This is a genomic window from Streptomyces sp. DT190, assembly GCF_049846985.1.
Lineage (GTDB): Bacteria > Actinomycetota > Actinomycetes > Streptomycetales > Streptomycetaceae > Streptomyces.
Map to the genome: position 1 here is coordinate 103500 of NZ_JBNCNM010000009.1, position 23089 is coordinate 126588.

At 73.5% G+C, this 23089-nt stretch carries 20 protein-coding genes and 3 tRNA genes; 19 read left to right on the forward strand and 4 right to left on the reverse strand.

The annotated features are described in order from the left end of the window. Positions 1-52: 52 nt before the first annotated feature. Together ACPXCS_RS17980 and ACPXCS_RS17985 are read right to left on the reverse strand one after the other, a co-directional pair. Entirely contained in the window at positions 53-1498 is a 1446-nt protein-coding gene (locus ACPXCS_RS17980; protein ID WP_425945067.1) for an FGGY family carbohydrate kinase, read from the reverse strand. 150 nt (positions 1499-1648) lie between these two features. Further along, complete coding sequence (locus ACPXCS_RS17985) at positions 1649-1954, reverse strand: YtxH domain-containing protein (RefSeq protein ID WP_383322825.1); 306 nt, start codon at positions 1952-1954, stop codon at positions 1649-1651. Between the two features lie 159 nt (positions 1955-2113). Here ACPXCS_RS17985 and ACPXCS_RS17990 point away from each other — a divergent pair. The 3 genes from ACPXCS_RS17990 (at position 2114) to ACPXCS_RS18000 (ending at position 2516) form a co-directional block, all read left to right on the forward strand. Then, positions 2114-2186: transfer RNA gene (locus ACPXCS_RS17990), tRNA-Asn, on the forward strand. Positions 2187-2191: 5 nt separating this feature from the next. Then, a tRNA-Asn gene (locus ACPXCS_RS17995) sits at positions 2192-2264 on the forward strand. Between the two features lie 178 nt (positions 2265-2442). Continuing rightward, positions 2443-2516 (forward strand) — tRNA-Ile (locus tag ACPXCS_RS18000). 59 nt (positions 2517-2575) lie between these two features. Here ACPXCS_RS18000 and ACPXCS_RS18005 read toward each other — a convergent pair. Beyond that, positions 2576-3580: a ketopantoate reductase family protein gene (locus ACPXCS_RS18005; RefSeq protein WP_425945068.1), complete on the reverse strand. Its 1005-nt coding sequence runs from the start codon at positions 3578-3580 to the stop codon at positions 2576-2578. 34 nt (positions 3581-3614) lie between these two features. Further along, positions 3615-4865, reverse strand: a complete 1251-nt coding sequence (locus ACPXCS_RS18010) for an ATP-grasp domain-containing protein (RefSeq protein ID WP_425945069.1) — start codon at positions 4863-4865, stop codon at positions 3615-3617. A 261-nt stretch (positions 4866-5126) separates the two neighbouring features. Between ACPXCS_RS18010 and ACPXCS_RS18015 the strand changes: the two genes are divergently transcribed. The 16 genes from ACPXCS_RS18015 (at position 5127) to ACPXCS_RS18090 (ending at position 22944) form a co-directional block, all read left to right on the forward strand. Further along, entirely contained in the window at positions 5127-6506 is a 1380-nt protein-coding gene (locus ACPXCS_RS18015; protein ID WP_425945070.1) for an LLM class flavin-dependent oxidoreductase, read from the forward strand. Between the two features lie 9 nt (positions 6507-6515). Next, positions 6516-7685: a pyridoxal phosphate-dependent aminotransferase gene (locus tag ACPXCS_RS18020; RefSeq protein ID WP_425945071.1), complete on the forward strand. Its 1170-nt coding sequence runs from the start codon at positions 6516-6518 to the stop codon at positions 7683-7685. Continuing rightward, the gene (locus ACPXCS_RS18025; RefSeq protein ID WP_425945072.1) at positions 7675-8649 is read left to right on the forward strand and encodes a 3-methyl-2-oxobutanoate hydroxymethyltransferase; all 975 of its coding nucleotides are present in this window, start codon (positions 7675-7677) and stop codon (positions 8647-8649) included. Before ACPXCS_RS18020 ends, ACPXCS_RS18025 begins: the two co-directional genes overlap by 11 nt. Continuing rightward, positions 8646-9971 carry a diaminobutyrate--2-oxoglutarate transaminase gene (gene ectB, locus ACPXCS_RS18030; protein ID WP_425945073.1) on the forward strand — a complete coding sequence of 442 codons (1326 nt, stop codon included), beginning with the start codon at positions 8646-8648 and terminating at the stop codon, positions 9969-9971. The genes ACPXCS_RS18025 and ectB overlap by 4 nt, the downstream gene beginning before the upstream one ends. Further along, on the forward strand, positions 9968-10960 hold the full coding sequence (locus ACPXCS_RS18035; protein ID WP_425945074.1) for a diiron oxygenase: 993 nt from the start codon (positions 9968-9970) through the stop codon (positions 10958-10960). The genes ectB and ACPXCS_RS18035 overlap by 4 nt, the downstream gene beginning before the upstream one ends. Before the next feature lies 1 nt (position 10961). After that, on the forward strand, positions 10962-12191 hold the full coding sequence (locus ACPXCS_RS18040; protein WP_425945075.1) for an MFS transporter: 1230 nt from the start codon (positions 10962-10964) through the stop codon (positions 12189-12191). After that, on the forward strand, positions 12184-12921 hold the full coding sequence (locus ACPXCS_RS18045) for a TSUP family transporter (RefSeq protein ID WP_425945076.1): 738 nt from the start codon (positions 12184-12186) through the stop codon (positions 12919-12921). The genes ACPXCS_RS18040 and ACPXCS_RS18045 overlap by 8 nt, the downstream gene beginning before the upstream one ends. 47 nt (positions 12922-12968) lie before the next feature. Then, positions 12969-13841: an NAD(P)-dependent oxidoreductase gene (locus ACPXCS_RS18050; RefSeq protein WP_425945077.1), complete on the forward strand. Its 873-nt coding sequence runs from the start codon at positions 12969-12971 to the stop codon at positions 13839-13841. After that, positions 13838-15127, forward strand: a complete 1290-nt coding sequence (locus tag ACPXCS_RS18055) for an ATP-grasp domain-containing protein (protein WP_425945078.1) — start codon at positions 13838-13840, stop codon at positions 15125-15127. Before ACPXCS_RS18050 ends, ACPXCS_RS18055 begins: the two co-directional genes overlap by 4 nt. Beyond that, positions 15127-15684 carry a pyridoxamine 5'-phosphate oxidase family protein gene (locus tag ACPXCS_RS18060; RefSeq protein WP_425945079.1) on the forward strand — a complete coding sequence of 186 codons (558 nt, stop codon included), beginning with the start codon at positions 15127-15129 and terminating at the stop codon, positions 15682-15684. The genes ACPXCS_RS18055 and ACPXCS_RS18060 overlap by 1 nt, the downstream gene beginning before the upstream one ends. 235 nt (positions 15685-15919) lie before the next feature. Next, positions 15920-16603 (forward strand): sensor histidine kinase, encoded by a 684-nt coding sequence (locus ACPXCS_RS18065; RefSeq protein WP_425945080.1) that lies wholly within the window; start codon positions 15920-15922, stop codon positions 16601-16603. A gap of 55 nt (positions 16604-16658) precedes the next feature. Continuing rightward, the gene (locus ACPXCS_RS18070; protein ID WP_425945081.1) at positions 16659-17333 is read left to right on the forward strand and encodes a response regulator; all 675 of its coding nucleotides are present in this window, start codon (positions 16659-16661) and stop codon (positions 17331-17333) included. Further along, entirely contained in the window at positions 17333-18298 is a 966-nt protein-coding gene (locus tag ACPXCS_RS18075) for a hypothetical protein (protein WP_425945082.1), read from the forward strand. Before ACPXCS_RS18070 ends, ACPXCS_RS18075 begins: the two co-directional genes overlap by 1 nt. A 49-nt stretch (positions 18299-18347) precedes the next feature. Then, positions 18348-19574 carry an MFS transporter gene (locus ACPXCS_RS18080; protein ID WP_425945083.1) on the forward strand — a complete coding sequence of 409 codons (1227 nt, stop codon included), beginning with the start codon at positions 18348-18350 and terminating at the stop codon, positions 19572-19574. A 65-nt stretch (positions 19575-19639) separates the two neighbouring features. Beyond that, positions 19640-22285, forward strand: a complete 2646-nt coding sequence (locus ACPXCS_RS18085) for a YCF48-related protein (RefSeq protein WP_425945084.1) — start codon at positions 19640-19642, stop codon at positions 22283-22285. Between the two features lie 44 nt (positions 22286-22329). Then, on the forward strand, positions 22330-22944 hold the full coding sequence (locus tag ACPXCS_RS18090) for an RraA family protein (protein ID WP_425945085.1): 615 nt from the start codon (positions 22330-22332) through the stop codon (positions 22942-22944). Positions 22945-23089 lie beyond the last annotated feature (145 nt).

Genomic DNA, 23089 nt, shown 5'->3' on the forward strand with positions numbered 1-23089 from the left:
ACACTCCACCCGCGTTACCTCAACCGAATTAACCCAACAGGCGGTCGAGGCCTCAGAACGCCCCGGGGTGCGTCTGGTCCCGCACGGACACGAACTGCTGCCGCACCGCCTGCCCCACGGCCAGCTCCTCCCCGGGCTCCAGCACCTGCGCGACCGCGCCCTGCCACAGCGGCGGCATCCGCGTGTCGAGCGTGCCCTGCGACACCCCGAGCGCCCAGGCCGCCTGCCGGGCCGCGCCGATCGCCGCGTAGTCCGCGGGCTGCGGCACGACGACCTGCGTCCCGAACAGCATGGGCGCCGCGGCCTGCACGGCGGGCAGTTCGGCGGCCGGCCCCAGCAGGAACACCCGCCGCACCTCCACGCCCCGCCCGCGCAGCACGTCCAGCGCGTCGGCGAGCCCGCACAGCATGCCCTCGAACGCGGCCCGCGCCAGGTGCTCCGCCTTCATCGACTCGCGCCTGAGGCCCGCCAGGGTCCCGGCGACGTGGGGCAGGTTCGGTGTCCGCTCGCCCTCCAGATAGGGCAGCAGCACCAGCCCGTGCGCTCCGGGCGTCGACTTCATCGCCAGGTCGGACAGGCTCTCCAGATCGGGCAGCCCCAGCAGCTCGGCGGTCCCGCGCAGCGTCCGCACGGCGTTCAGCGTGGTGACCACGGGCAGGTGCATGCCGGTCGCGTCGGCGAGTGCGGTGATCATCCCCGAGCCGTCGACGAGCGCCTCCGGGTGCACGGCCATCACCGACCCGGACGCCCCCAGCGACACGACCGCGTCCCCGAGGCCGATGCCCAGCCCGAAAGCCGCCGCCATGGTCTCGCCGGTCCCCACGGAGATCAGCAGCCCCTCGGGCGTGGTCCCCGCCGCGTCCGCCGGGCCGATCACCTCCGGCAGCATCGCCTGGTGCCCGAGCGCCAGCTCGACCAGGTCGGTCCGGTAGGTGCCGGTGGCGGCCGACCAGTACCCGGTCCCGGACGCCCCGCCCCGGTCGGTCGTCCTGCGGACGGGCCGGCCCAGCAGCTGCCACACCAGCCAGTCGTGCGCCTGCAGCAGGATCGCGGTGCGCTGGGCGTTCTCCGGCTCGGTCCGCGCCAGCCAGCGCAGCTTCGTCACCGGCTGGGCGGCCTGCGGCACACAGCCCACGGCCTGCGCCCACGCCTCGCGCCCCCCGAGCGCGTCGACCAGATCGGCGGCGGCGACCTGCGTGCGCTTGTCGCCGCCGACCATCGCCGGGCGCACCGTGTTGCCCTGCGCGTCCAGCGGCACGACCGCGTTCTGCTGCGCGGAGACGCCGATCGCCTGCACGCCCTCCAGCAGTCCGCCGCCCGCGGCCTCGCCCAGGGACAGCAGCCAGGCCTGCGGGTCGACGTCGGAGGGCCGGCCGCCGTCGGGACTCTCCACCGGATGCGGCGCGTAGCCCTGCCGGAGCACGGCTCCGGTGTCCGCGTCACAGACGACGATGCGAGTGAATTCGGGTGAACTGTCCAACCCGGCGACTATCCCCATGGCCAAAATTCTGCCGTACGGCTGCGCCGGGCCGGGCCGCGGGCGCCGCAGGGGGCGGTGCCGGGTGGTGACTGCGGGTCTCGTCGTGGCTGGTCGCGCAGTTCCCCGCCCCCCTGAGGGCGGCACCACACCGGCATCGAAGAGAACCGCTCAGGTGTTGCTCGTGCCCCAGTCGTCCGCGCCGCCGTTGTGGGTGGCGCGCTCCTTGAGGTGACGGACGCGGTCGGCCACCGAGTCCGGGACGCGGTCGCCGACCTTGTCGCTGACCACGTGGTACGCCTTGCCCGCGAACTCGCGCCCCTGCTGGGCCGCCGTCTCCGCGGTGTTGCGGACGGCGGGGTTCTGCGCGAACTGCCGGGCTGACTTCTTCAGCTGCTCGTAGCGCTCTCGTCCGGCCCTCGTGCCCAGCACGTAACCCAGGACGACTCCGGCGACGAACGTGAGCCGGTAACGCATGGCTGCCACCCTTCCCTTGCGTAGGTCTTCGGTGCGGCGTCGGCGCCGGGGAGTACCGATTGGCGGAGCACCCCCCTGCTTGCGCTAATGTATGTGTCGCAGCGAGCGCGCGCCCCCTGGCGAATACCCAGGTAGGTACGTTCGATGCAAACGAGACCTTCCTCGGTAGCTCAATTGGCAGAGCAGCCGGCTGTTAACCGGCAGGTTACTGGTTCGAGTCCAGTCCGGGGAGCTCGGTCCTCCGTAGCTCAATTGGCAGAGCAGCCGGCTGTTAACCGGCAGGTTACTGGTTCGAGTCCAGTCGGGGGAGCACGATGAACGAGGACCCCTCAGGGGTCCTTTTTCATGTCCGGTGGAACCGCCCGGCCCGTGGCGGAGTCATCAAGGTCACGAACGCCGTGGCCGAGCCGACCATCCGAAGCAGGAGATCGTATGAGCGGCTATGCTGCGGCAGACGGCGCGCACACATGTACGCGACACGCCGCTATGGGGCGGTAGCTCAGCCGGTTAGAGCAGCGGACTCATAATCCGTCGGCCGTGGGTTCGAGTCCCACCCGCCCCACTGCGCGCTCCCCGCGCAGAACCGTTTCCATCCGCGGGGCCGGGGAGCGGCGGCGTTCCTCAGGCGGCGGCGTTCCCGTCGACGCGCCGGCTCAGGTCGCCGGCGGTCAGGCCGCCCGGTTCCCGGCCCAGCAGCACGCTCTCCCGCGCGGCGGCCGCCAGGGCCGCGTTCACCGGGGTGGGCACGCCGTGTGCGCGGCCGAGGAGCACGATCTCCCCGTTGAGGTAGTCCGTCTCGATCGAACCCGCGCCCCGCGCCAGGCTCTGCCAGGTCGAACTGCGCGTGGGCTCCCCGGGGAGCGGCTGGACGTCGACCGTGCCGCTGCGCAGCCCGGTGATCTCCGCTCCGCCCGCGTAGCCGATGCCCGCGGCGTCCAGGACCGCGGTGCCCTCGGCCTTCGCACGGGCGATCAGGTCCTGGGCGGCCGCGTCCGTGGCGGAGCCGCACACGGCCTCGACGGCGTTGGCGAGGTTGCCGAGGAGCTTGCCGTACTTCCAGCGCATCACGTCCGCCACCACCGGAGCCAGGAAGCAGGACTTCTCCAGGTCGTCGGCGATCCGCCGGGCCGTGCCGCCCGTGCCGGCGCCGTACCGGCCGACGACCAGGGCGCCGGTGTACGGGCCGCAGGGCGCCACGACCTCGCCGGGGACCAGGTGGCTGCTGGGCAGGACGACGCACATGCCGTACACCTCGCGGAAGCGGCGCAGGGCCAGGCGCTCGTTCTCCACGCCGTTCTGCGCGCACACCACGGGCAGGCGCTCGCCCGCCAGGCCGCCGCCCGCCACCGGCCGTGCGGCCCAGGCGTCCAGGGCGGCCACGCTGTCCTGGGTCTTGACCGCGAGCACGAGCACGTCGTCCTCGCGCAGGCCGACCTCCTCGGGCCCGGCCGCCACGGGCACGTCGAGGGTGAGCGTGCCGGTGGGGACCGTGAGCCGCAACCCCCTGTCGCGCAGCGCGTCGGCGTGCGCGCCGCGGGCGACCAGGACGACCTGCCGGCCGCTCTCGTGCAGCCGGCCCCCGATCGAACCGCCGACCGCTCCCGACCCGATGATGATGTAGCGCATGTGGCCTCCGGCTCCCCGCTGGTGCGATCCGATGTCAGGTGGGGGGCGCGTGGCCGTCGTCGCCGTGGCGTCCGGTCCACCGCACCCCTGCGGCGTACCACCGGGCGAGGTCCTGCGCCCGGCGCTCGACCTCCTGGTCGTCGGCCCCGGTCAGCACGTAACCCGCCACGTACACACCGGACTTCACGCCTCCCCGGTACGCCGTGCCCACCGTACCCCGCAGCCGTTCCTCGACCACGAAGGACGGGGGACCGGCGGGCAGGGCCGCGAGCGTGCCGTGTTCCGGATAGAAGACCACCCAGCCCGCGCTGCGTCCGGGCGCGACCACGTGCACCCCGGTCCCGGCCGGCCCGTCCGGGGCGACCTGGGAGCGGAACCACTCCCGGTCGAGGTCGAAGCCGGTGGCGGCGCGGATGGCGGGCGCGGTCAGCGCGCCGCCGGTGCGGCTGCCGATCTCGCACAGCACCAGGCGGTCGTCGGGCGTGTGGAAGACCTCCAGGTGGAAGGTGGTGCACTCGGGGGTCGGCAGCGCGGCGAGGACCTCGCGCGCATAGCCGATGAGCCGGCCGGTCAGCGGGTGGTCCCGGGTGAGCTGCGCCGAGCCGAGGTAGGTGCCGTCGTGGAAGGACAGGCAGTCGTTGAGGTAGCGCGAGACGAAGGCGGCCACCGGTGTCCCCGCCACCACCAGCCCGTCCACCACGTACATGGGACCCTCGACGAACCGCTCCACCTGGGCGTGCTCCGGCAGGCCCGCGGCGAGGAGCCCGGCCAGGTCCGCGGGGCCGCGCAGCACCCGCGTGCCGGTGGAACCCGAACCGAAGGCCGGTTTCACCACCACCGGATAACCGTGCTCGCGGAGAAATCCGAAGAGGTCGAAGGCGACGCGCACGGCGGCGAATTCCGGGACCTCCAGCCCGCTGCGGCGCACCAGGGTCTTCATATGGACCTTGTCGCGGAACGCGAGAGCGCCGGCGAAATCCTGCCCGGGCACGCCGAGCAGTTCCCGCAGTCGCGCGGCGCGCAGCAGATCGCCTTCCATGCGGGCGAGCACGGCGGTGAACGGCAGGCGCGCGGCGAGGTCGAGGGCGGCCTGCTCCGCGCCGCCGTCCCGGTGGTAGGCGGCGACGGGCACGGCGCCCGGGATGTGCCGGTACTGCGGGAACCTGGCCGCGGAGACCAGCAGGTGCGGGCGTACACCCGTGTCGGCGGCCCACTTGTCGTACGGGGTGTCCGCGTAGTCGCTGTCCACGAACGCCAGGACGTCGCGTTCCGCTCCTGCTGTCACCAGCACCTCCCAGGGCCTGTGGAAGCACGCATCGGGACGCGTGCGGCATCGAGGTTAGAAGTGTGCGGCGGTACCCGGCCGGTACCGGCGAATACCTCGTTAAAGGCCGGAAAAATCGTTCTGCTCGCCGTGGTCAAAAGAAGCAGAAGGGGTTTTCCGAGGTAAAGCCACAGTGCACGCAGAACCGTGTCCGGGCCCGGGCGCTCCTCTAATGTCCCTGTCCATCCGGAGAACCCGCCTGCAAGGACACGGAGATCTGTCATGGGCGTGACCCGCCGTACGCTCCGTCTGGGAGCCTTCCTGCTGACCCCCGGCTACCACGTGGCCTCCTGGCGGCACCCGGCGGCCCGGGCGGACGGCGGACTGGACTTCGCCCACTACCGCGAGCTGCTGCACACCGCCGAACGCGGCAGGTTCGACATGTTCTTCGTCGCCGACGGGGTGGGCATCCGCACCCCCTACCGCGACGCCGACGAGCTGAGCCGCTGGGGCCGCTTCCTCCAGTTCGACCCGCTGACGCTGCTGTCCGCCCTCGCCGTGCACACCACGCACATCGGCCTCGCGGCGACCGCGTCGACGACGTACAACGAACCGTTCCACATCGCCCGGAAGTTCGCCTCCGTCGACCACCTCAGCGGCGGCCGCGCGGCCTGGAACATCGTCACCTCGGTGACCGACGCCGAGGCGCGCAACTTCAACCGCGACTCCCAGCCCGACCACGCCGCGCGCTACGAGCGGGCCCGGGAGTTCATGGAGGTCGTCACCGGCCTCTGGGACAGCTGGGACGACGACGCGTTCCGCTACGACAAGGAGGCCGGGCGCTACTTCGAGCCCGGCGGGATGCACCTGCTGGACCACAAGGGCGAGCACTTCTCGGTGCGCGGACCGCTCAACGTGGCCCGCCCGCCCCAGGGTTACCCGGTGCTGATCCAGGCGGGCGCCTCCGCCGACGGCCAGGACTTCGCCGCCCGCTGGGCCGAGGTGGTCTTCACCGCCGCCCAGACCCTGGAGGAGGCCCGGACGTTCTACGGCGGCATGAAGCGGCAGGCCGCCGCCTACGGCCGCGACCCGGAGGGGATGAAGGTGATGCCCGGCCTGTTCCCGGTGGTCGGCCGCACCCGCGCGGAGGCCGAGGACAAGTACGCCGTGCTCCAGGACCTGGTGGACCCGGTCGTCGGACTGGGACTGCTCACCCAGCTGCTCGGCGACGTCGACATCTCCGGCTGCCCGCTGGACGGGCCGCTTCCCGAACTGCCGCCCACCCAGGGCAGCACCAGCCGCCAGCAGCTCGTCTACGACAAGGCGCGGCGCGAAGGCCTGACGATCAAGGAGCTCTACCGGTCCCTGACCGGGGGCCGCGGGCACCGCATCGTCATCGGCACCCCCGAGGACGTCGCCGACCTCATGGAGGAGTGGTTCACCGGCGGTGCGGCGGACGGCTTCAACGTGATGCCGCCCGTTTTGCCGCAGGGACTGGACGACTTCGTCGACCTCGTGGTGCCCGAACTGCAGCGCCGGGGTCTGTTCCGCACCGAGTACGAGAGCACCACCCTGCGCGGCAACCTCGGCCTCGACCGGCCGGCCCGGGGCGCCGCCGCCGAACTCCCGCTCAGCACCGGCCCGGTACTAGTCCAGGAGTGAGCCCACCTCATGCCGTCTTTGGCCAGAACCCTCAGCGAGATACCGCCCTCCCCGCTGGTGACCGTCGACCGGCTGCTGCGCTCGGGCGCGCACGCCGAACCGGTGCCGCTGCAGCAGGGCAGGACCGTCTTCGAGCCGTGCGCGCGGCCCGGCACCTGGGAGCGTGACGAGTTCGGGATCGCGGCCCACGAGCACGCGCCGCCGGCCGGAGTCCCCGCCCTGCGGGCGGCGTTCGCCGATGCGGCGAGCCGCCGCCGGGGCACCCCGGTCGACCCCGGGCAGGTCCTGGTCACCGGCGGCGCCACGCACGCCATCGCCGTGACCCTGCACGCGATCCTGAACCCCGGCGACGAGGTGCTCATCCTGTCCCCGCAGTGGCTGTTCGCCACCGGCCTGGTGTGGGCGGCGGGCGGCACACCGCGCGAGGTGCCGGTCTTCCTCGAACTGAGCGAGGACCCCGGCTTCGACTTCGTCGCGGCGATCGAGCGGGCCGTGGGGCCGCGCACCCGGGCCGTCTACTTCAACAACCCCAACAACCCCACGGGGTACCGCCTGGACGAGCGGGCCCTGGGCGAGCTCGTCGCGCTGGCCGGGCGGCACGACCTGTGGCTGATCGCCGACAACGCCTACGAGAACTACGACTTCAGCGACGCCGGGTTCATCGACACGGCGACCGTGCCCGGCGCGGCCGAGCGCACGTTCTCGGTGCACAGCTGCAGCAAGACGTACGCCATGCCCGGCGCGCGCGTGGGTCACCTGATCTCCCCGCCCGGCGTGGAGGAGACGCTCACCAAGTGGTCGCTGCACACCCTGTACTCGGTGTCCACGGCCGCGCAGTACGCCGCCTTCCGGGCCCTGTCCACACCCGCCGGGGAACTGGCGCGGCGCCGGGCGCTGGCGGAACGGGCCTGGCGGCGGGCCGACTCCGCACTGGAGATCCCGCACACCCGCGTCGCCGGAGGGCTCTACACCCTCCTCGACCTGACCCGGTACGGCGACGGCGCCGCCTTCGTGCGCCGCTGCGCCGAGGCCGGGGTCGGACTCGCACCCGGCCGGGTGTTCGGCGGCCACTGCGACGACCGGGCCCGGCTCTGCTTCACCGCGGCTCCCGAGGAGGCGGTCGCGGACGCCATCGGCCGTATCAACAAAATCTACTGGGAGGGCGGCCTTGACCGTTGACACCATCGTGGCCAGGCCCGCGGCGGCATCCGCGCTGGCTCCGTATCTGCACCGGTTCGACAGCCCCGCACAACTCGGACTGAAGATCAACGCCTATCGGGGATACGAGGTCGAGGGCCTCGCCGAGGCGCTGCGCGCGGAGGACCTGCGCGACGCTCCCGTCGAGTGCGTGATGGTCGGCGACTCGTACTTCATGACGCACCTGGGCCGCAGCGGCACCACGCTGTCCGGCGCCGCCGAGCAGGACTGGGGCCTGGCGACCCTGACCGGCCTGGTGGCCGAGGTGCGCAAGGCGCTGGACACCGAGTTCCCTGCGCACCGCAGGCCCTTCCTGCTCGCCGACCTGCCGGACGGCACGACCCGCAGCGCCGCCACGGCCCGGGCCGCCGCCGACCGGTTCACCGCGGCCGGCGCGGACGCGGTCAAGATCGAGGTGGCCGGCGAGGGCGGGTTCGGCTGCGTCGAGGCCGTGGCCGCGACCGGCACGCCGACACTGGCCCACCTCGGCTACACGCCGCAGAGCGGCGGCCTGTCCCGGCACGGTGACGCCCTGGACGGCGCGCTGGCGCTGTTCGCGCAGGCTCGCCGGGCCAGGGACGCGGGCGGCTGCGGCCTGATCGTCGAGATGGTCAGCGAGGCCGTGAACCAGGCCCTGAGCCGCCCGCACCCCGCAGGCCTGCCGCTGTACTCGGTGTTCAGCGGCCGGGCCCGCTGGGGCGGCCAGAGCCTCAACCTCTGGGACGCCGTGGTACGCCCCGTACCCGGCGGACGGTACTTCCCGCCGACCCCGGTGATCGACGCGGCCGACGTGGCCGACCGCTACACCCCGGAGCTGATCGCCGACCGGATGCGCGAGCTGGTGCGGCTCACCCTCGCCGGCTGGTTCCCGCTGTCCCCGCGCACGACGCAGAGCCCCCGTGAGACCGCGGAGATCACCGCCATCGACCCCTGGAGCGCCTCATGACCACCGTCGAACCGGGCATCACCGCGCACGCGGCGGCCGAGGCGGACACGGCTGTCTTCGACGAGCTGGAATCCGCCGTGCGCACCTACTGCCGGCGCTTCCCCGCCGTCTTCACCCGGGCGTCGGGGCACCGCATGTGGGACGCCGCCGGCCGCGAGTACATCGACTTCCTCTCCGGCGCCGGCGCGCTGAACTACGGCCACAACCCGCCCGAGCTGCGCGCCGCCCTCATCGACTACCTGCGGGCCGACGGGCCGGTGCACGGCCTGGACCTGCACACCGGCGCCAAGGCCGCGTTCCTGCGCCGCTTCCGCGAGGTCGTGCTCGCCCCGCGCGGGCTCGACCACCGGGTGCAGTTCACCGGGCCGACCGGCACCAACGCCGTGGAGGCGGCGTTCAAGACGGCCCGCCGGGTCACCGGGCGCACGGACATCATCGCCTTCACCGGCGGCTTCCACGGCCTGTCCCTCGGGGCGCTCGCCGCCTCCGCCACCGCCTTCAAGCGCGGCGCGGCCGGTGTGCCGCTCGGCCACGTCACGCGGATGCCCTACGAGGGCTACGCGGGCGACGGCGTGGACACCCTCGACTACCTCGCCCGGATGCTCGACGACCCGGGCAGCGGTGTCGACCTGCCCGCGGCGTTCGTGGTGGAGACCGTGCAGGGCGAGGGCGGTCTCGCGGCGGCGAGCCCGTCGTGGCTGCGCCGGCTCGCCGCCCTGGCACGCGAGCGGGGCATCCTGCTGATCGTCGACGACATCCAGGCCGGCTGCGGACGCACCGGCACCTTCTTCAGCTTCGAAGAGGCCGGCATCGTCCCCGACCTGGTCTGCCTGTCCAAGTCCATCAGCGGCTTCGGCCTGCCGATGGCCCTGGTGCTGGTCCGGCCCGAGTTCGACCGGCTCGGCCCCGGCGAGCACAGCGGCACCTTCCGCGGCAACAACCTCGCCTTCGTCACCGCCACCGCCTGCCTGGACCGCTGGGCGGAGCCGGAGTTCGCCGAGCGGGTGCTGCGCAACGCCGCCGAACTCCAGGCCCGGCTCGGCGAACTGGCCGCCCGCTTCGCCGACCTCGGCTGCACCGTGCTCGGCCGCGGCCTGATCCGCGGGCTCGGCTTCACCGACCCGGCGCTCGCGGACCGGGTGTCGCGCGCCGCCTTCACCCGCGGGCTCCTGGTGGAGACCTCCGGTGCCCGCGGCCAGGTCCTCAAGATCATGCCGCCGATCGTGGCGGGCGCCGACGAACTCGCGCCCGGCCTCGCCGTCCTGGCCGACGCGATCGCGTCCGCCGCGCAAGCCGACGCAACCGAGGGGGACCTGGCGTGAGCATCGCCGAGCACGAGCGGACGATCGAGGACGAGCACGCGGACGCCCACGCGGACGGTCACGGGCACGGCATCGACGAGAGCGTGCTGCGCCGGATCGCCGACTCCTGGCCGCGACGCGCCACGATCCGCACCGACCTGGACCGGATCTCGGAGCCGGAGGAGTACGACGAGCAACTGCCGGACTACCCCGAGCGCCTGCTGCCGTTCGCCCAGCACCCGCTGTACCTCGCGGCCACGCCCGAGCAGCGCCGGAAGGTCCTCACGATGGCCTGGCTCGTGTACAACGAGCGGGTCATCGCGGCCGAGGAGTACGTCGCCAACCCGACCTTCGCCATGATCATGCACGGCGCCTTCCCCGGTGCCGACGGCGTCCACCTCAAGCGTGCCGTCCAGCAGACGCACGTGGACGAGGTCTGGCACACCTACATGCACATGATCGCCATGCAGCGCACCCGCGAGATCCGGCAGGTCACCGGCGAACCCGCCTACCCGCACACGGTGACCTACCGCCGCCTGCTGCAGGCCGGCGCGAAGGTGTCGGAGTCCTGGGAACGCGACCTGCTGAAGCTGGTGTGGACGACCGTCTCGGAGATCAGCGTCAACGCCTATCTGGAACTGCTCTCCCGCGACAGGACCGTCCAGCCGCTGCACTCCCTGGTGCCCCGGCTGCACGCCCGCGACGAGTCGGCGCACTCCTCCGTCATGGTCGAGGTCGCCAAGGCGCTCTACGTGCACATGAACGCCGAGCAGCGACGCGCCTTCACCGACGCGCTGCCCGAGGCGCTGCACGCCTTCGTGGAGCAGGACTTCGCGGTCTGGCCCGGCATCCTGCGCGCGGCCGGGTTCGAGAAGGCGGACGAGATCGTCGAGGACTGCCGCCGCCAGGCGGGCAACGGCCTGCTCGTGCGCGACTTCTCCGGGGTGCGGCGCATCGTGCGCGAGATGGAGCTGGAGGACCGGGTCGAGTTCGACTTCGGAGCCGAGTGACGTGAAGCTCACCGCAGGTGGCCGCCGGCTCGCCGTCGCCGCACTCGTCCAGTCGCTCGGCATCGGCCTGTTCATGGCGAGCTCGATGGCGTACTTCACGCGGCAGGTCGACCTCTCGGCGAACCAGGTGGCCTCCGGGCTCGCCCTCGCCGGTGTGGTGGCCCTCGGGATCTCGCTGCTCGGGGGAGTCCTCGCCGACCGGTACGGGGCGCGGCGGGTGCTCGCCGCCGTGTACGCGGGGCGCGGCGTGTGCTGCGCGGCGTACGTGGTCGTCACCGACTTCCGGCAGTTCATGGCGGTGACGCTGTGCGCGGTGGCGTGCGACCGGGCGGGACCGCCGGTGCTGCAGGCACTGGTCGCCGTCGCCGTGCCCGAGCGCCAGGAGCGCACCCGGCTGCTCGCCGTGGTCAACGTGGTGCGCAACTGCGGACTCGGGGCCGGCGCCCTGGCGGCCGGTGCCGCCCTCGCCAGCGACACCCAGACCGCCTACCGGATCACCCTGGTGGCCATCGGTCTCGCCTTCCTGGGCGGTGCCGTGCTGGTGCTGCGGGTGCCCGAACGGGCGGCGCCGGTGCCCGGGACCGCCCCGGAGCCGTCCGGACGACGGCGCCCCGGCAGCCGGGTGCTGCCCGACGGGCGCTACCTGACACTGACCGTGCTCAACTTCCTGCTGTTCTTCTTCGACACGATGCTGCTGGTCGCGATGCCCGTGTGGATCCTGGAGCACACGGACGCCCCGCGGGTGACGGTCTCCGTGCTGTTCGCGCTGAACACCGCGCTCGTGGTGGTGCTGCAGATCCCGGTCAGCAGGCTGGCGACCGGCCAGCGGCGGACCACCCGCATGCTGACCTGGACCGGTGCCGTGCTCGCCGTGAGCAGCCTGTGCTTCGCCGCGTCCGGCTCCGTCGCGTCCGGGCCCGCGGTGGCGTGGCTGGCCGCGGCCGTGGTGCTGCTGACCCTGGCCGAGGTGATCGCCAACGCCGCGGTGTGGGATCTGTCCATCGCCCTGGCCCCGCCGGAGCAGCGCGGCCGCTACCTGTCGGTCTTCAACCTCAGCGTGGCCGGACAGCGGGTCCTCGGGCCGGTGCTGGTCACCGGGCTGCTGCTCGGCGCGGGCGCCCTCGGCTGGGTGGTGGCCGCGGCGGTGCTCGTCGCGGCGGGCGGCGCGGCCGAGCGGGTCGCCCGCGCGGCCGGCGACCGGATGCGTCCCGCGGTGCCCGCGGATGCCTGAACTGCCCGCCCTGGTCTGCGCGTCGGCCGCGGTGTTCCTCGGAGCGCTGGTCCAGGGCAGCCTGGGCGTGGGACTGGCCCTGGTGTCGGCGCCGGTGGTGCAGATCGCCGCGCCGGGCCTGATGCCCGGGTCGCTGCTGCTGGTGGCGGCCGTCCTGGCCGTGCTCGGGGCGGCCCGGGAGATCTCCCACACCGACTGGCACGGCGTCTCCTGGGCGCTGGCCGGGCGCGTCGTGGGCACGGCGGCGGCCTCCTACGTGATCCTCGTGGTCCCGGGGCCGGTGCTCGACCTGCTCTCGGCGGGGATCACGCTGGGCGTCGTCTCGCTCCTCGTCCTCGACCCGGCCCGGCTGCCCCGCACCCGGGGCACCCTGCTGGCCTCCGGCGCGGTGGCGGGTCTGACGGGGACGACGTCGTCCATCGGCGGGCCGTTCATCGCGCTCGTCTACCACCGCGAACCCGGGCCCACGGTCCGCGGCACGCTCGGTGTCTTCTTCACGGCCGGGGCCCTGCTCTCGCTCGGCTCCCTCACCGCCGTCGGCCGTCTGCCGGCCGGGCAACTGCTCTTCGGGGCCCTGCTGCTGCCCGCGGTGGTGGCCGGGTTCGCGCTGTCGGGGCCGGTCCGCACACACGTGGACGGCCGGCGGATGCGGGGCGCGGTGCTCGTCCTCGCGGTGGCCGCCGCGCTCGTCCTGACCGTCCGGGGGCTGCTCGCCACCGTCACGGCATGAGCGCGTCCGACCGGACGCGCGCACAGCTATCGAGAAGGGAACGGATCATGCGGGTGGGATGTGCGGGTCTGGGGGCCATGGGCGGCGGGATGTGCCGCCGGCTGGCGGATCGCGGCTTCGACGTGGTGGCGTACGACGTCGACGCGGGGGTCGCGGCCGCGGCCGCCGCGCACCCGGGCGTACGGGCGGCGGCGGGCGTCGCCGAGCTGGCCGCGCCCGTGGTGGTCACCATGCTGCCCGACGGGAAGGCCGTGCGGCAGGTGGCCGAGCGACTGCTCCCGCACCTGGCCGAGGGTTCGCTGATCATCGACACGGGCTCCTCGGCACCCGAGGACACCCTGGCCCTCGGCACCGCGGCCGCCGCGTACGGGGTGTCCGTGGTGGACGCCCCCGTCTCCGGCTCCCCGGCCGCCGCGCGAGCCGGTGAACTGACGCTGATGGCCGCCGGGGAGAGCGGGGACGTGGAACGCGCGGAGCGGGTGCTCGGCGCGCTCGGCACGGTGTACCGGGTCGGCCCGGCGGGTGCGGGGCACGCGCTGAAGGCACTCAACAACCTGCTGTCCGCGGTCAATCTCGCCGCGGTCGCCGAAGTCATGCTCGCCGGGCGGGCGTTCGGCCTGGAACCCGCGACGATGCTGGAGGTGATCAACGCCTCCACCGGCCGCAACCACGCCTCGCAGACCAAACTCCCCGACCATGTGCTGCCCGGCAGCTTCGACTCCGGCTTCGCGCTGCGCCTGATGCTCAAGGACATCCGCATCGGCACGTCGCTGCTGGACTCGGCGGGTGGCCCCGCGGCCTTCGGGCACGCCTGCCGCGCCCTGTGGGAGCAGGCGCACGAGGAACTGCCGGCGGGCGCCGACAACGTCGAGGTCGTGCGCTGGCTGGAGCACGCCTCGGGACGGGAGCTGCGCGCATGACGCACGACAGCGCACCGCGCATCGCGATCATCGGTGGCCAGGTCGCCGCCCTGAGGAAGGCGCGGCAGGCCGGCTTCGACATCGTGTGGGTGCACGGACCGCACGAACTCGACCGGGCCGGGCTGGAGTGGGTGACCGAAGCGCATCTCACCGACTACCGCGACCCGCGGGCGGTCGCCGATCTCCTCGCCGCCGTGCACCGCCACCGGCCGCTGGCCCGGGTCGTGTCGATGATCGAGGACGGCCTGGAGTCGGCGGCCGCCGCGACCACGGCGCTCGGCCTGCCGGGCACCGGCCTCGACACCGTCCGCCTGCTCCAGGACAAGCTGGCCTTCCGGGCTCTGCTCGCCGAGCGCGGCATCGAAGGGGTCGCCGCCCGGCTGGGCCACGACGAGGCCGACATCCGCGCCTTCGTCGCCGAGTTCGGGCCCACGGTCATCAAACCGCGGTACGGGTCCGGCAGCCTCGGCGTACGACTGGTGCGGGACGCCGACGCGGTCGCCGAGGTGGCGGACTGGGCGGCTCGGTTCGGGCTGCACACCTTCGTCATGGAGGAGTACCTGCGCGGGCCCGAGTTCAGCGTGGAGGCGTTCAGCTTCGCGGGCGCGCACGTCGTCGTCGCCCACACGGCCAAGGAGAAGCTGGAGTCGTTCGTGGAGGTCGGCCACGTGCAGCCGGCGGACCTCGACGCGCGGACCACGGCCCGCATCGAGTCGCTGGTCTCCCGGATGCTCGACGCCATCGGCGTCGAGGACGGCCCGTCCCACACCGAGGTCATCGTCACCTCCGACGGTCCCCGCCTGGTGGAGTCCCACAACCGGCGCGGCGGAGACCGGATCGCCGACCTGGTCCACGAGGTGTACGGGACCGACATCGACGCCCTGGCCTTCCTCTGGTACGCGGGCCGCACCGCTCCCGTCACGCCCGGCCCCGCCCGCGGCGGCGGCGCCATCCGCTTCCTGACCGCCCCGCCGGGCGTCGTCGAGTCCGTCACCGGAACCGCCGAGGTCCGCGCGGACCCGCAGGTGGTGGCCGTGCAGGTCTCCGTCGCGCCGGGCGACACCGTGGCCCCCATCGCCTGGTCGTACGACCGGTCGGGGCTGCTCATCGTGCGCGGCGAGTCGGCCGGTGAGGCGCGCGCCCGGGCCCGTGAACTGGCCGCCCGGATCACCATCAGGACCCGGCCCGACGCGGCGGCGGCCGCACCCCGCGCCATCGCGGCCGTGGCCCCCCGGCCCGAGCGGCTGCTCGGCGCCGTACCGCCGGGCGCGGAGCGGAGGAGCTGATGGGCAAGCTCTACGAGCAACTGACCCCCGCGCTGCGCGACTTCATCGCCCGGTCCCCGATGTACGTCGTGGCCACCGCGCCGCTGTCGCCCGACGGGCACGTCAACGTCTCCCCCAAGGGAGGCATGGACACGTTCACCGTGCTGGACGACACGACGGTGGCCTACCTGGACCTCATCGGCTCCGGGGCCGAGACCATCGCGCACGTCCGGGAGAGCGGCCGCATCACCCTGATGTTCTGCTCGTTCACCCGCCGTCCCAAGACCCTGCGGCTGTACGGCACCGCCCGCTGCGTCTTCCCCGGCGCCCCCGAGTGGGACGCGCTGATCGGCCGTTTCGGCACGCATCCGATCCCGCGCTCGGTCATCGTCGCCTCGCTGACCCGCATCACCGACTCGTGCGGTTTCACCGTGCCGGAGATGGAGCTGGTCCGCGAACGCGACCTCCAGGACCAGTGGGGCCTGCGCAAGTCGGAGGGCGAACTCGAGGACTACATGCGGCTGAAGAACAGCACCAGCATCGACGGCCTGCCGGCCCGCCCGCACCGGGAGCCGTAGACCGGCGGCCAGGGGTCCACGCCCCGTGCCGTCCGGCCGGGCGCGCACGGCGCGGGGACCCCTTCGCGGCCGGGCGGTCACCGGCGCCCCCGGCGCCCCGCGGACGACCGCCACTGGAGAGGGGATGGAGACCCGGTCGAGCACTGCGGTCCGGGAAGCGACATTCGGCTCGTACCGGGCGGGCGTGGCGCGCAGCCGGTGGCGCCGCGTGCTGCCCGTTGCTTGTATGCCCGGCGTGACTTCTGCCGATTTTGCCAACGCCCGCACGACACGAGACCGAGCCGTACTGCCCCTCGCGCTGACGGAGTTCGCCGACGCGGAGGTCCGGCGGCACGAGCGGCGCAACGCCCTGCACACCGCGCGGGGCCTGCTGGAGATCGCCCGCCACGCCAGGCAGGGGCCGGACCCGTTCGCCGCCCCGCCGGACGTTCCGCTCGCCCGGGCCGGCGAGGTGGTGCGGCAGGTGGGCAACCCCGTGGTCCGCGCCCAGCTGCTCGGGAAACTGCTCGCCGCCTCGGAACGCGGGATACGGCTGCGGATCAGCCCGGACTCCTTCCTGCCCCGGGAGATCGACGCGGCGGCCGAGGTGGTCGCCGTCGTCGGCAACCTCATCGACAACGCCTTCGACGCGGTCACGGAGTCGGGCCGCGCCACACCCACGGTGGAGGTGACGCTCCGTCACAACAAGGGTGTCATCGAACTGAGCGTGAGCGACAACGGGACGGGCGTCGACCCGCGGCTGCGCCGGCGGATCTTCGACCGCGGCGTGTCCAGCAAGCGGTCGTCGCCCGCGCGGCCGCGCGGGATCGGTCTCTCGCTCGTGCGGGCCATCACCGAGGAACGGCGCGGTTCGATCACCGTCGGCGACCGGGAAGGGGGTGGCGCCGTCTTCACCGTACGCGTGGGCCGCCGCGTGTAGGACGCGAAAGCGTGCCGGCGTGTGAGCGCCGGGCGTATCAGTGACCGGGGGAAAAATGTTCAACGTACTTGTCGTGGACGACGATTTCTACGTGGCGAGGATCAACGCCCATTACGTGTCCGAGGTACCCGGATTCCGGGTGGCCGGCATCGTGCACAGCGCCGCTCCGGCCTTCGCGGCCATCGAGCGCGGCGGTATCGACCTGATCCTCCTCGACCAGTTCCTGCCGAACGAGAGCGGACTGTCCCTGACCCGTCGGCTCCGGCAGCAGGGCCACGGCGTCGACATCATCATGGTCACGGCCGACCGCCGCCCCGCGTCGGTCCACGAGGCCCTGCGCTCCGGCGCCCTCTACTACCTCGCCAAGCCGTTCACCAGCGACGGTCTGCGCAGCAAGCTGGAGGCGTACGCCCAGCTGCGCGGCACCATCGCCGACGGCAAGGAGATGGACCAGGCCCGCATCGACCGGACGTTCGGCGCCCTGCGCACCCACGAGGCCGAACACCCCATGCCCAAGGGCTACTCGGAACGCACCGCCGAGCTGGTCTCGCGCATCGTCGCCGACCACGAGGACGAGCAGATCTCCGCACAGGAGGTGTCCGAACTGGCCCGGATCAGCCGCTCGACCGCCCAGCGCTACCTCAAGTACCTCGCCGCCCAGGGCAAGCTGCAGCTCACGCTCCGGTACGGCGACAGCGGACGGCCCCAGCACCTGTACTCCGGGCTCTGATGGCGGCGGCCGGGGGTCTCGGGCCCTGGTTCCAGCAGTGCGTCGTGGTTCCGGGGCGGCTCCCGCTCCTCTGCTTCCTCGTCGGGCTGCTCACCGCCTTCGTGGGGATCCGGTTCAGCGTCCGGCTGGTCCGGGCCCGGGTGCGCTGGTGGCCGGGGAACATCCGGCTCGGCGGCATCCACGTCCACCACGCCGTCTTCGGTGTGGTCCTCATGGCGGGTGCGGGCGTGACCGCACTGGCCGTCCCGGACGGCCGGCCTCTGTGGCGCACGGCCGCCGCGCTCGCGTTCGGCGTCGGAACGGGCCTGGTCCTGGACGAGTTCGCGCTGATCCTGCACCTGGAGGACGTCTACTGGACCGAACGGGGCCGCACCTCGGTGGACGCCGTCTTCGCCGCCGTCGTCCTCAGCGGCATGATGCTCATCGGCCTGCGCCCGCCCGGCTTCCACCGCTGGGGCGTCCCCGGCCCCGGCCGGGACGCCCCGGTGTTCGCCGCCGAGGTGGCGCTCGCGCTCCTGCTCGCCGTGGTCACGCTGCTCAAGGGCAAGACCTGGACCGGTCTCGTGGGGCTGTTCTGCCCGCCGCTGCTCGTCGTCGGCGCGCTGCGGCTCGGCCGGCCCCGGGCGCCCTGGGCCCGCTGGCGGTACGGGCCGCGGAACCCGGGCCGGCAGCGCCGCGCCGAGGCGCGCGAGCGCCGGCTGCGGGTGCCCCTGATGGCCGCCAAGGTCCGGCTCCAGGAACTGCTCGCCGGGCGGCACGACCTGCCGGACCGCCACCGCCGTGCGCCGGCGCCCCGCTCCCGCGCCCCGCGCTGCACGGACCGGGCCGTGCGGCCCTGCCCGGGGGTGCGCGACGGGGACGGGAACCGGCCGGGCGAGGGCCGTCGGATTTATGAGAAGAACAGGCTTTCCGCGGTCAAGTCGGTTTGCGCCCACAACGGTGGTGCGTCCACCCCCATGACCTAGCCTCCCCAACGAGTCCTCACTGGAGGCCGACGTGACAGGAAGACGATCCGTGCTGACCCGTATCCTCCCCCCGCCCGGTCCGGCCCGGATGCTCACCTTCATCACCATGCTGATGAGCCTGGGGCAGGGGCTGTGGATGGCCATCAACGCGATCTACGCGGTGACCGTGATCCGGCTGACGCCCAGTGAGCTCGGCGTCAGCGTGGGCATCGCGGCCGGCCTGGTGCTGGTCTCCAGCATCCCGCTCGGCCACCTCGCCGACCGCGCCGGGCCGCGCGCGGTCCAGCTGTGGTCGTTCCTCGCGCTTTCGCCGCTGACCGCCGCTCTGGTGCTGGTCCAGGGGTTCTGGTCGTACCTGCTCGTCACCTGCGTCCAGGGCCTCTTCTACCGGGCCGGCAACAACGCCCGGAAGGCGATGATCGCCGCCAACGTCCCGCAGGGCGAGCGGGCCCGCGTCATGGCCTACATCCGGGCCGCGCTCAACGTGACCATGTCGATCGGCGCGTGCATCTCCGGCCTCGTCCTGGCCTGGGGGGAACGCGCCGGCTACCAGGGCGCCGTCCTCTTCACCGCCGTCTGCTTCCTCGCCACCGGTCTGCTCACCCTCAAGGAGGCGCCGGTGCCGCCGGTGCCCGCCTCGGCCGGCGCCGCCTTCGCCGTCCTGCGCGACAGGCCCTTCCTGGCCTTCACCGCCCTGGACGGGCTGCTCGTCACGCACGCCCTGCTGCTCGACATCGTGCTGCCGCTGTGGGTCATCAGCCACACGGACGCCCCGCGCTGGATGAGCGCGGTCATCCTGCTCGTCAACACCACCTTCGTGGTGGCCTTCCAGACCAGGGCCGCCCGCGGCACCGACGACCCCAGGTCCGCGTCCCGGGCGAGTCTGCAGGGCGCGGGCTGCGTGGCGGCCGCCTGCCTGGTGTTCGCGACGACCGGTTCGAGCGGGGCGCTGACCGCCTGCGTCCTGCTGATCGCCGGTGCCCTGCTGCACGCGCTGGGAGAGATCCGGCAGGCGGCGGGCAGCTGGACCATCGCGTTCGACCTCGCCCCCGACCACGCCCAGGGCCAGTACCAGGGCACGTACAAGATGGGCGGCGACATCGGCAAGATGTTCGCCCCCGCCGCCTTCACCTGGCTGATCATCGGCCACGGCGCCGTCGGCTGGATCGTCCTGGCCGTGTCGTACACCGTGCTGGGCGCCGCCATGCCCGCGGTCGTCGCCCGCGGGGTGCGCAGCCGGGCCGCCACCGCGCAGAAGGCCGCCGCCACAGCCTGAACCCGTGGCCTGCCGGCCGCCCCGGCAGGCCCCTCCCACGCTTCCCACCCCGCGAGGTGTCACCCATGACCTGCACCATTGCTCCCCGGAGCGTCAACCTCCAGGGCGTCTGCCTGGTGGACGAGACCCACGGCTGGGCCGTCGGCGACGGCGGCATGATCCTCGCCACCACGGACGGCGGCCGGCGCTGGCACGCCCAGGGCGGCACCGACAAGGACCTGCGCGCGGTCTGCTTCGCCGACCCCCGGCGCGGCTGGACAGCGGGCCGCGACGGCGTCCTTCTGCACACCACGGACGGCGGCCGGACCTGGGAGCGCAGGGACACCGGCACGGACCGGAACCTGTACGGCATCTCCTTCGACCCCGCCGGGCGCACCGGCTGGGCCGTCGGCGACAGCGGCACCATCCTCACCAGCTCCGACGGCGGGGTGAGCTGGCAGCGCCAGTTCTCCGACGGCACCCACTTCACCCGGTGCTTCACACTCGACGAGAAGACCGCCTGGATCATCGGCAAGCGGGGCGCCATCCACGCCACCACCGACGCCGGAGCCACCTGGGTCGTCCAGCGCAGCCACGCCGACGTCGACCTGCGGGGCATCTACGCGGTGTCGCCCGAACGGTGCTGGGCCGTCGGCCGCACGGGCACCGTGCTGCGCTCCGAGGACGGCGGCACCACCTGGGTGCGGGCTGACAGCGGCACCGGCCTCGACCTGTACGGGCTCTGGGCGGCGCCGGACGGCCGCGAGGTCAGGACCTCCGGCGACGACGGCGTCGTCCTCGCCTCCCACGACGGCGGCCGCACCTGGTCCCCGCAGTCCAGCGGCACGGCCAAGGACGTGGTGTCCCTCGCCTTCATGCCGGACACCCGGCACGGCTGGATGGTCGGCGACTGCGGCCTCGTCCTCGCCACCGAAGACGGCGGCGAGACCTGGACCCCGCAGCTCAGCGGCATCCACAAGGACCTCGTCGCGGTGCACGGCGCGGGCGCCGCCCGCTGGGCCGTCGGCCGGGACGGTCTCCTCGCGGTCACCACGGACGGCGGCGCCACCTGGCAGGTGGGCGACACCGGCACCGGCGCGCAGCTGTGGGACGTCTCCTTCCGCCCCGACGCGCGGCGCGGCCGGGCCGTCGGGGACGCCGGCCTCCTGCTGGCCACCGAGGACGGCGGTGCGACCTGGCGGCGGCAGGACTCGGGCGTCGACGTGCCGCTGCTGAGCGTGCAGGTGGCGGGGGAGCGGGGCTGGGCGGTCGGCGCGCAGGGCACGATCCTGGCCACCGAGGACGGCGGCGCGACCTGGCGGCGGCAGGACTCGGGCGTCGACGTGCCGCTGCTGAGCGTGCAGGTCGAGGGGGAACGGGGCTGGGCGGTCGGCGGAGAGGGCACCATCCTCGCCACCGACGACGGCGGCGCCACCTGGCGGGGCCAGGACTCCGGGACCCGTACCACCCTCACCCGCGTCCACGCCGGCCCGCAGGGCTCGGCCCGGGCCGTCGGCCGCTCCGGCACCGTCCTCGCCACCGAGGACGGCGGCGCCACCTGGCACCCCCGGGACAGCGGCACCCGAGTGAGCCTGTGGGGTGTCGCGTTCACGGCGTCGGGGGAGCGCGGCTGGGCGGTCGGCGACGCCGGCACCGTGCTCGCGACGCAGGACGGCGGCCTCACCTGGCAGGCGCGGGACAGCGGCATCGCCGACAACCTGAAGGCCGTGTGGGCGCAGCCCGACGGCGGGCAGGTGTGTGCCGCGGGCGACGGCGGCTCCCTCATCGCCAGCACCGACCGGGGCGACACCTGGTCCTCCTCCGTCGCCAGCACGGGACGCAACCTGTACGGCGCGCACCTCCTCCCCGGCGGCCGTGACGGCTGGGTGGTCGGCGACGGCGGCACCGTCCTGGCGATGCGGGCCGGACAGCGCTGGGCCCAGCAGCACAGCGGCACGGCCGCGAACCTGTACTCCGTCTCCCCGGCCGGCCACACCACCGCCTGGGCCGCCGGCCGGGCCGGCACCATCCTGGTCACCCGTGACGCCGGCCGGTCCTGGCAGCGGCAGTCCAGCGGCAGCACCAAGGACCTCCTGGAGGTCCACATCCGCCCCGACGCGCTCACCGGCTGGGCCGTCGGCGACGGCGCCACCGTCCTCGGCACCCGGGACGGCGGCGTCACCTGGACCCACCAGCCGCTCCCGGTCACCGACTGCGCCCTGTGGGCGGTGGACTTCGCCGACGACCGCACCGGCTGGGCCGTGGGCACCCGGGGCAGCGTCTTCGCCACCCGGGACGGCGGCGCGACCTGGCAGGCGCAGGACAGCGGCGGCCCCGACGACCTGATCGACGTGCACGCCGTGGACCCCGCCACGGCCTGGGCCGTCGGGCACCGGGGCACCGTCCTGCACACCCGCGACGGGGGCCGCACCTGGGAGCGCCGGGAGAGCCCCACCCGGCAGAACTTCACCGCCGTGCACTTCACACCCGACGGCAGGACCGGTCGCGTGGTCGGCCGGAGCGACACCGTCATGACCTCGTACGACGGCGGCACGACCTGGCGGACCGGCACCACGGGCACCGGTATGTCCCTGTGGAACGTGCGGGCCCTCACCGAACGGGACGCATGGATCGCCGGCGACGAAGGGACCGTACTGTCGACCTCCGACGGAGGCGCCACCTGGGACCAGCACTTCTACAGCCCGGAGAAGGACGTGACGCCGGGCCGCTGACCGATCGGCGACCGGGACACCTCGACACCGAGACAGAGGAAGCAATGGACAACGCATTCAAGGACGTTCCCCCCACCACCCTCGCCGACCTGCTCGGCCGCGCCCAGGTCATGGACACCGGTATCCGGCCGCTGTGGAACTCGCCGCGCGTCGCAGGCCCCGCCTACACCGTGCGGTGCGAGCCCGGCGACAACCTGATGCTGCACGCCGCGATCTACCGGGCCGAACCGGGCTCGGTCGTCGTCGTGGAGTCGGGCGACGTGGACTACGCGCTCGCCGGTGGCAACGTGTGCGCCGTCGCCCAGCGGCGGGGTGTCGCGGCCTTCGTCGTCGACGGTGTCATCCGCGACCTCGGCGAGGTGCGCGAGGCCGGCTTCCCCGTCTTCTCCCGCGGTGTCATCCCGATCCCCGGCACCAAGAAGAAGATCGGCGCGCTCGGTGAGCCGGCCCGCGTCGGCGGTGTGCTCGTCCACCCGGGCGACATCGTGGTCGCCGACGAGGAGGGCGTCGTCGTCACCCCCGCCGCCCGCCAGGAGGAGATCCTTAACGCGGCCCGCGCGAAGCTGGCCAAGGAGGCCGGGGAATCCCTCGACGCGTGGGAGGCCAACCACCGCGCCCGGATCGACAAGGCGCTGAGCGAGGGCGGCTTCACCGGCTGACCGGCCCGTTCTTCGGCATCGCGGCAGCGGTGCGCTCCGGAGCGACCCTCCGGAGCGCACCGCTGTTCCGTGTGCCCGGACACGGCGGCACCCCCTTGCGCCGCAAATGAGCAGAACGCATTTTTCTCCGGCCACGGGTGTTTAG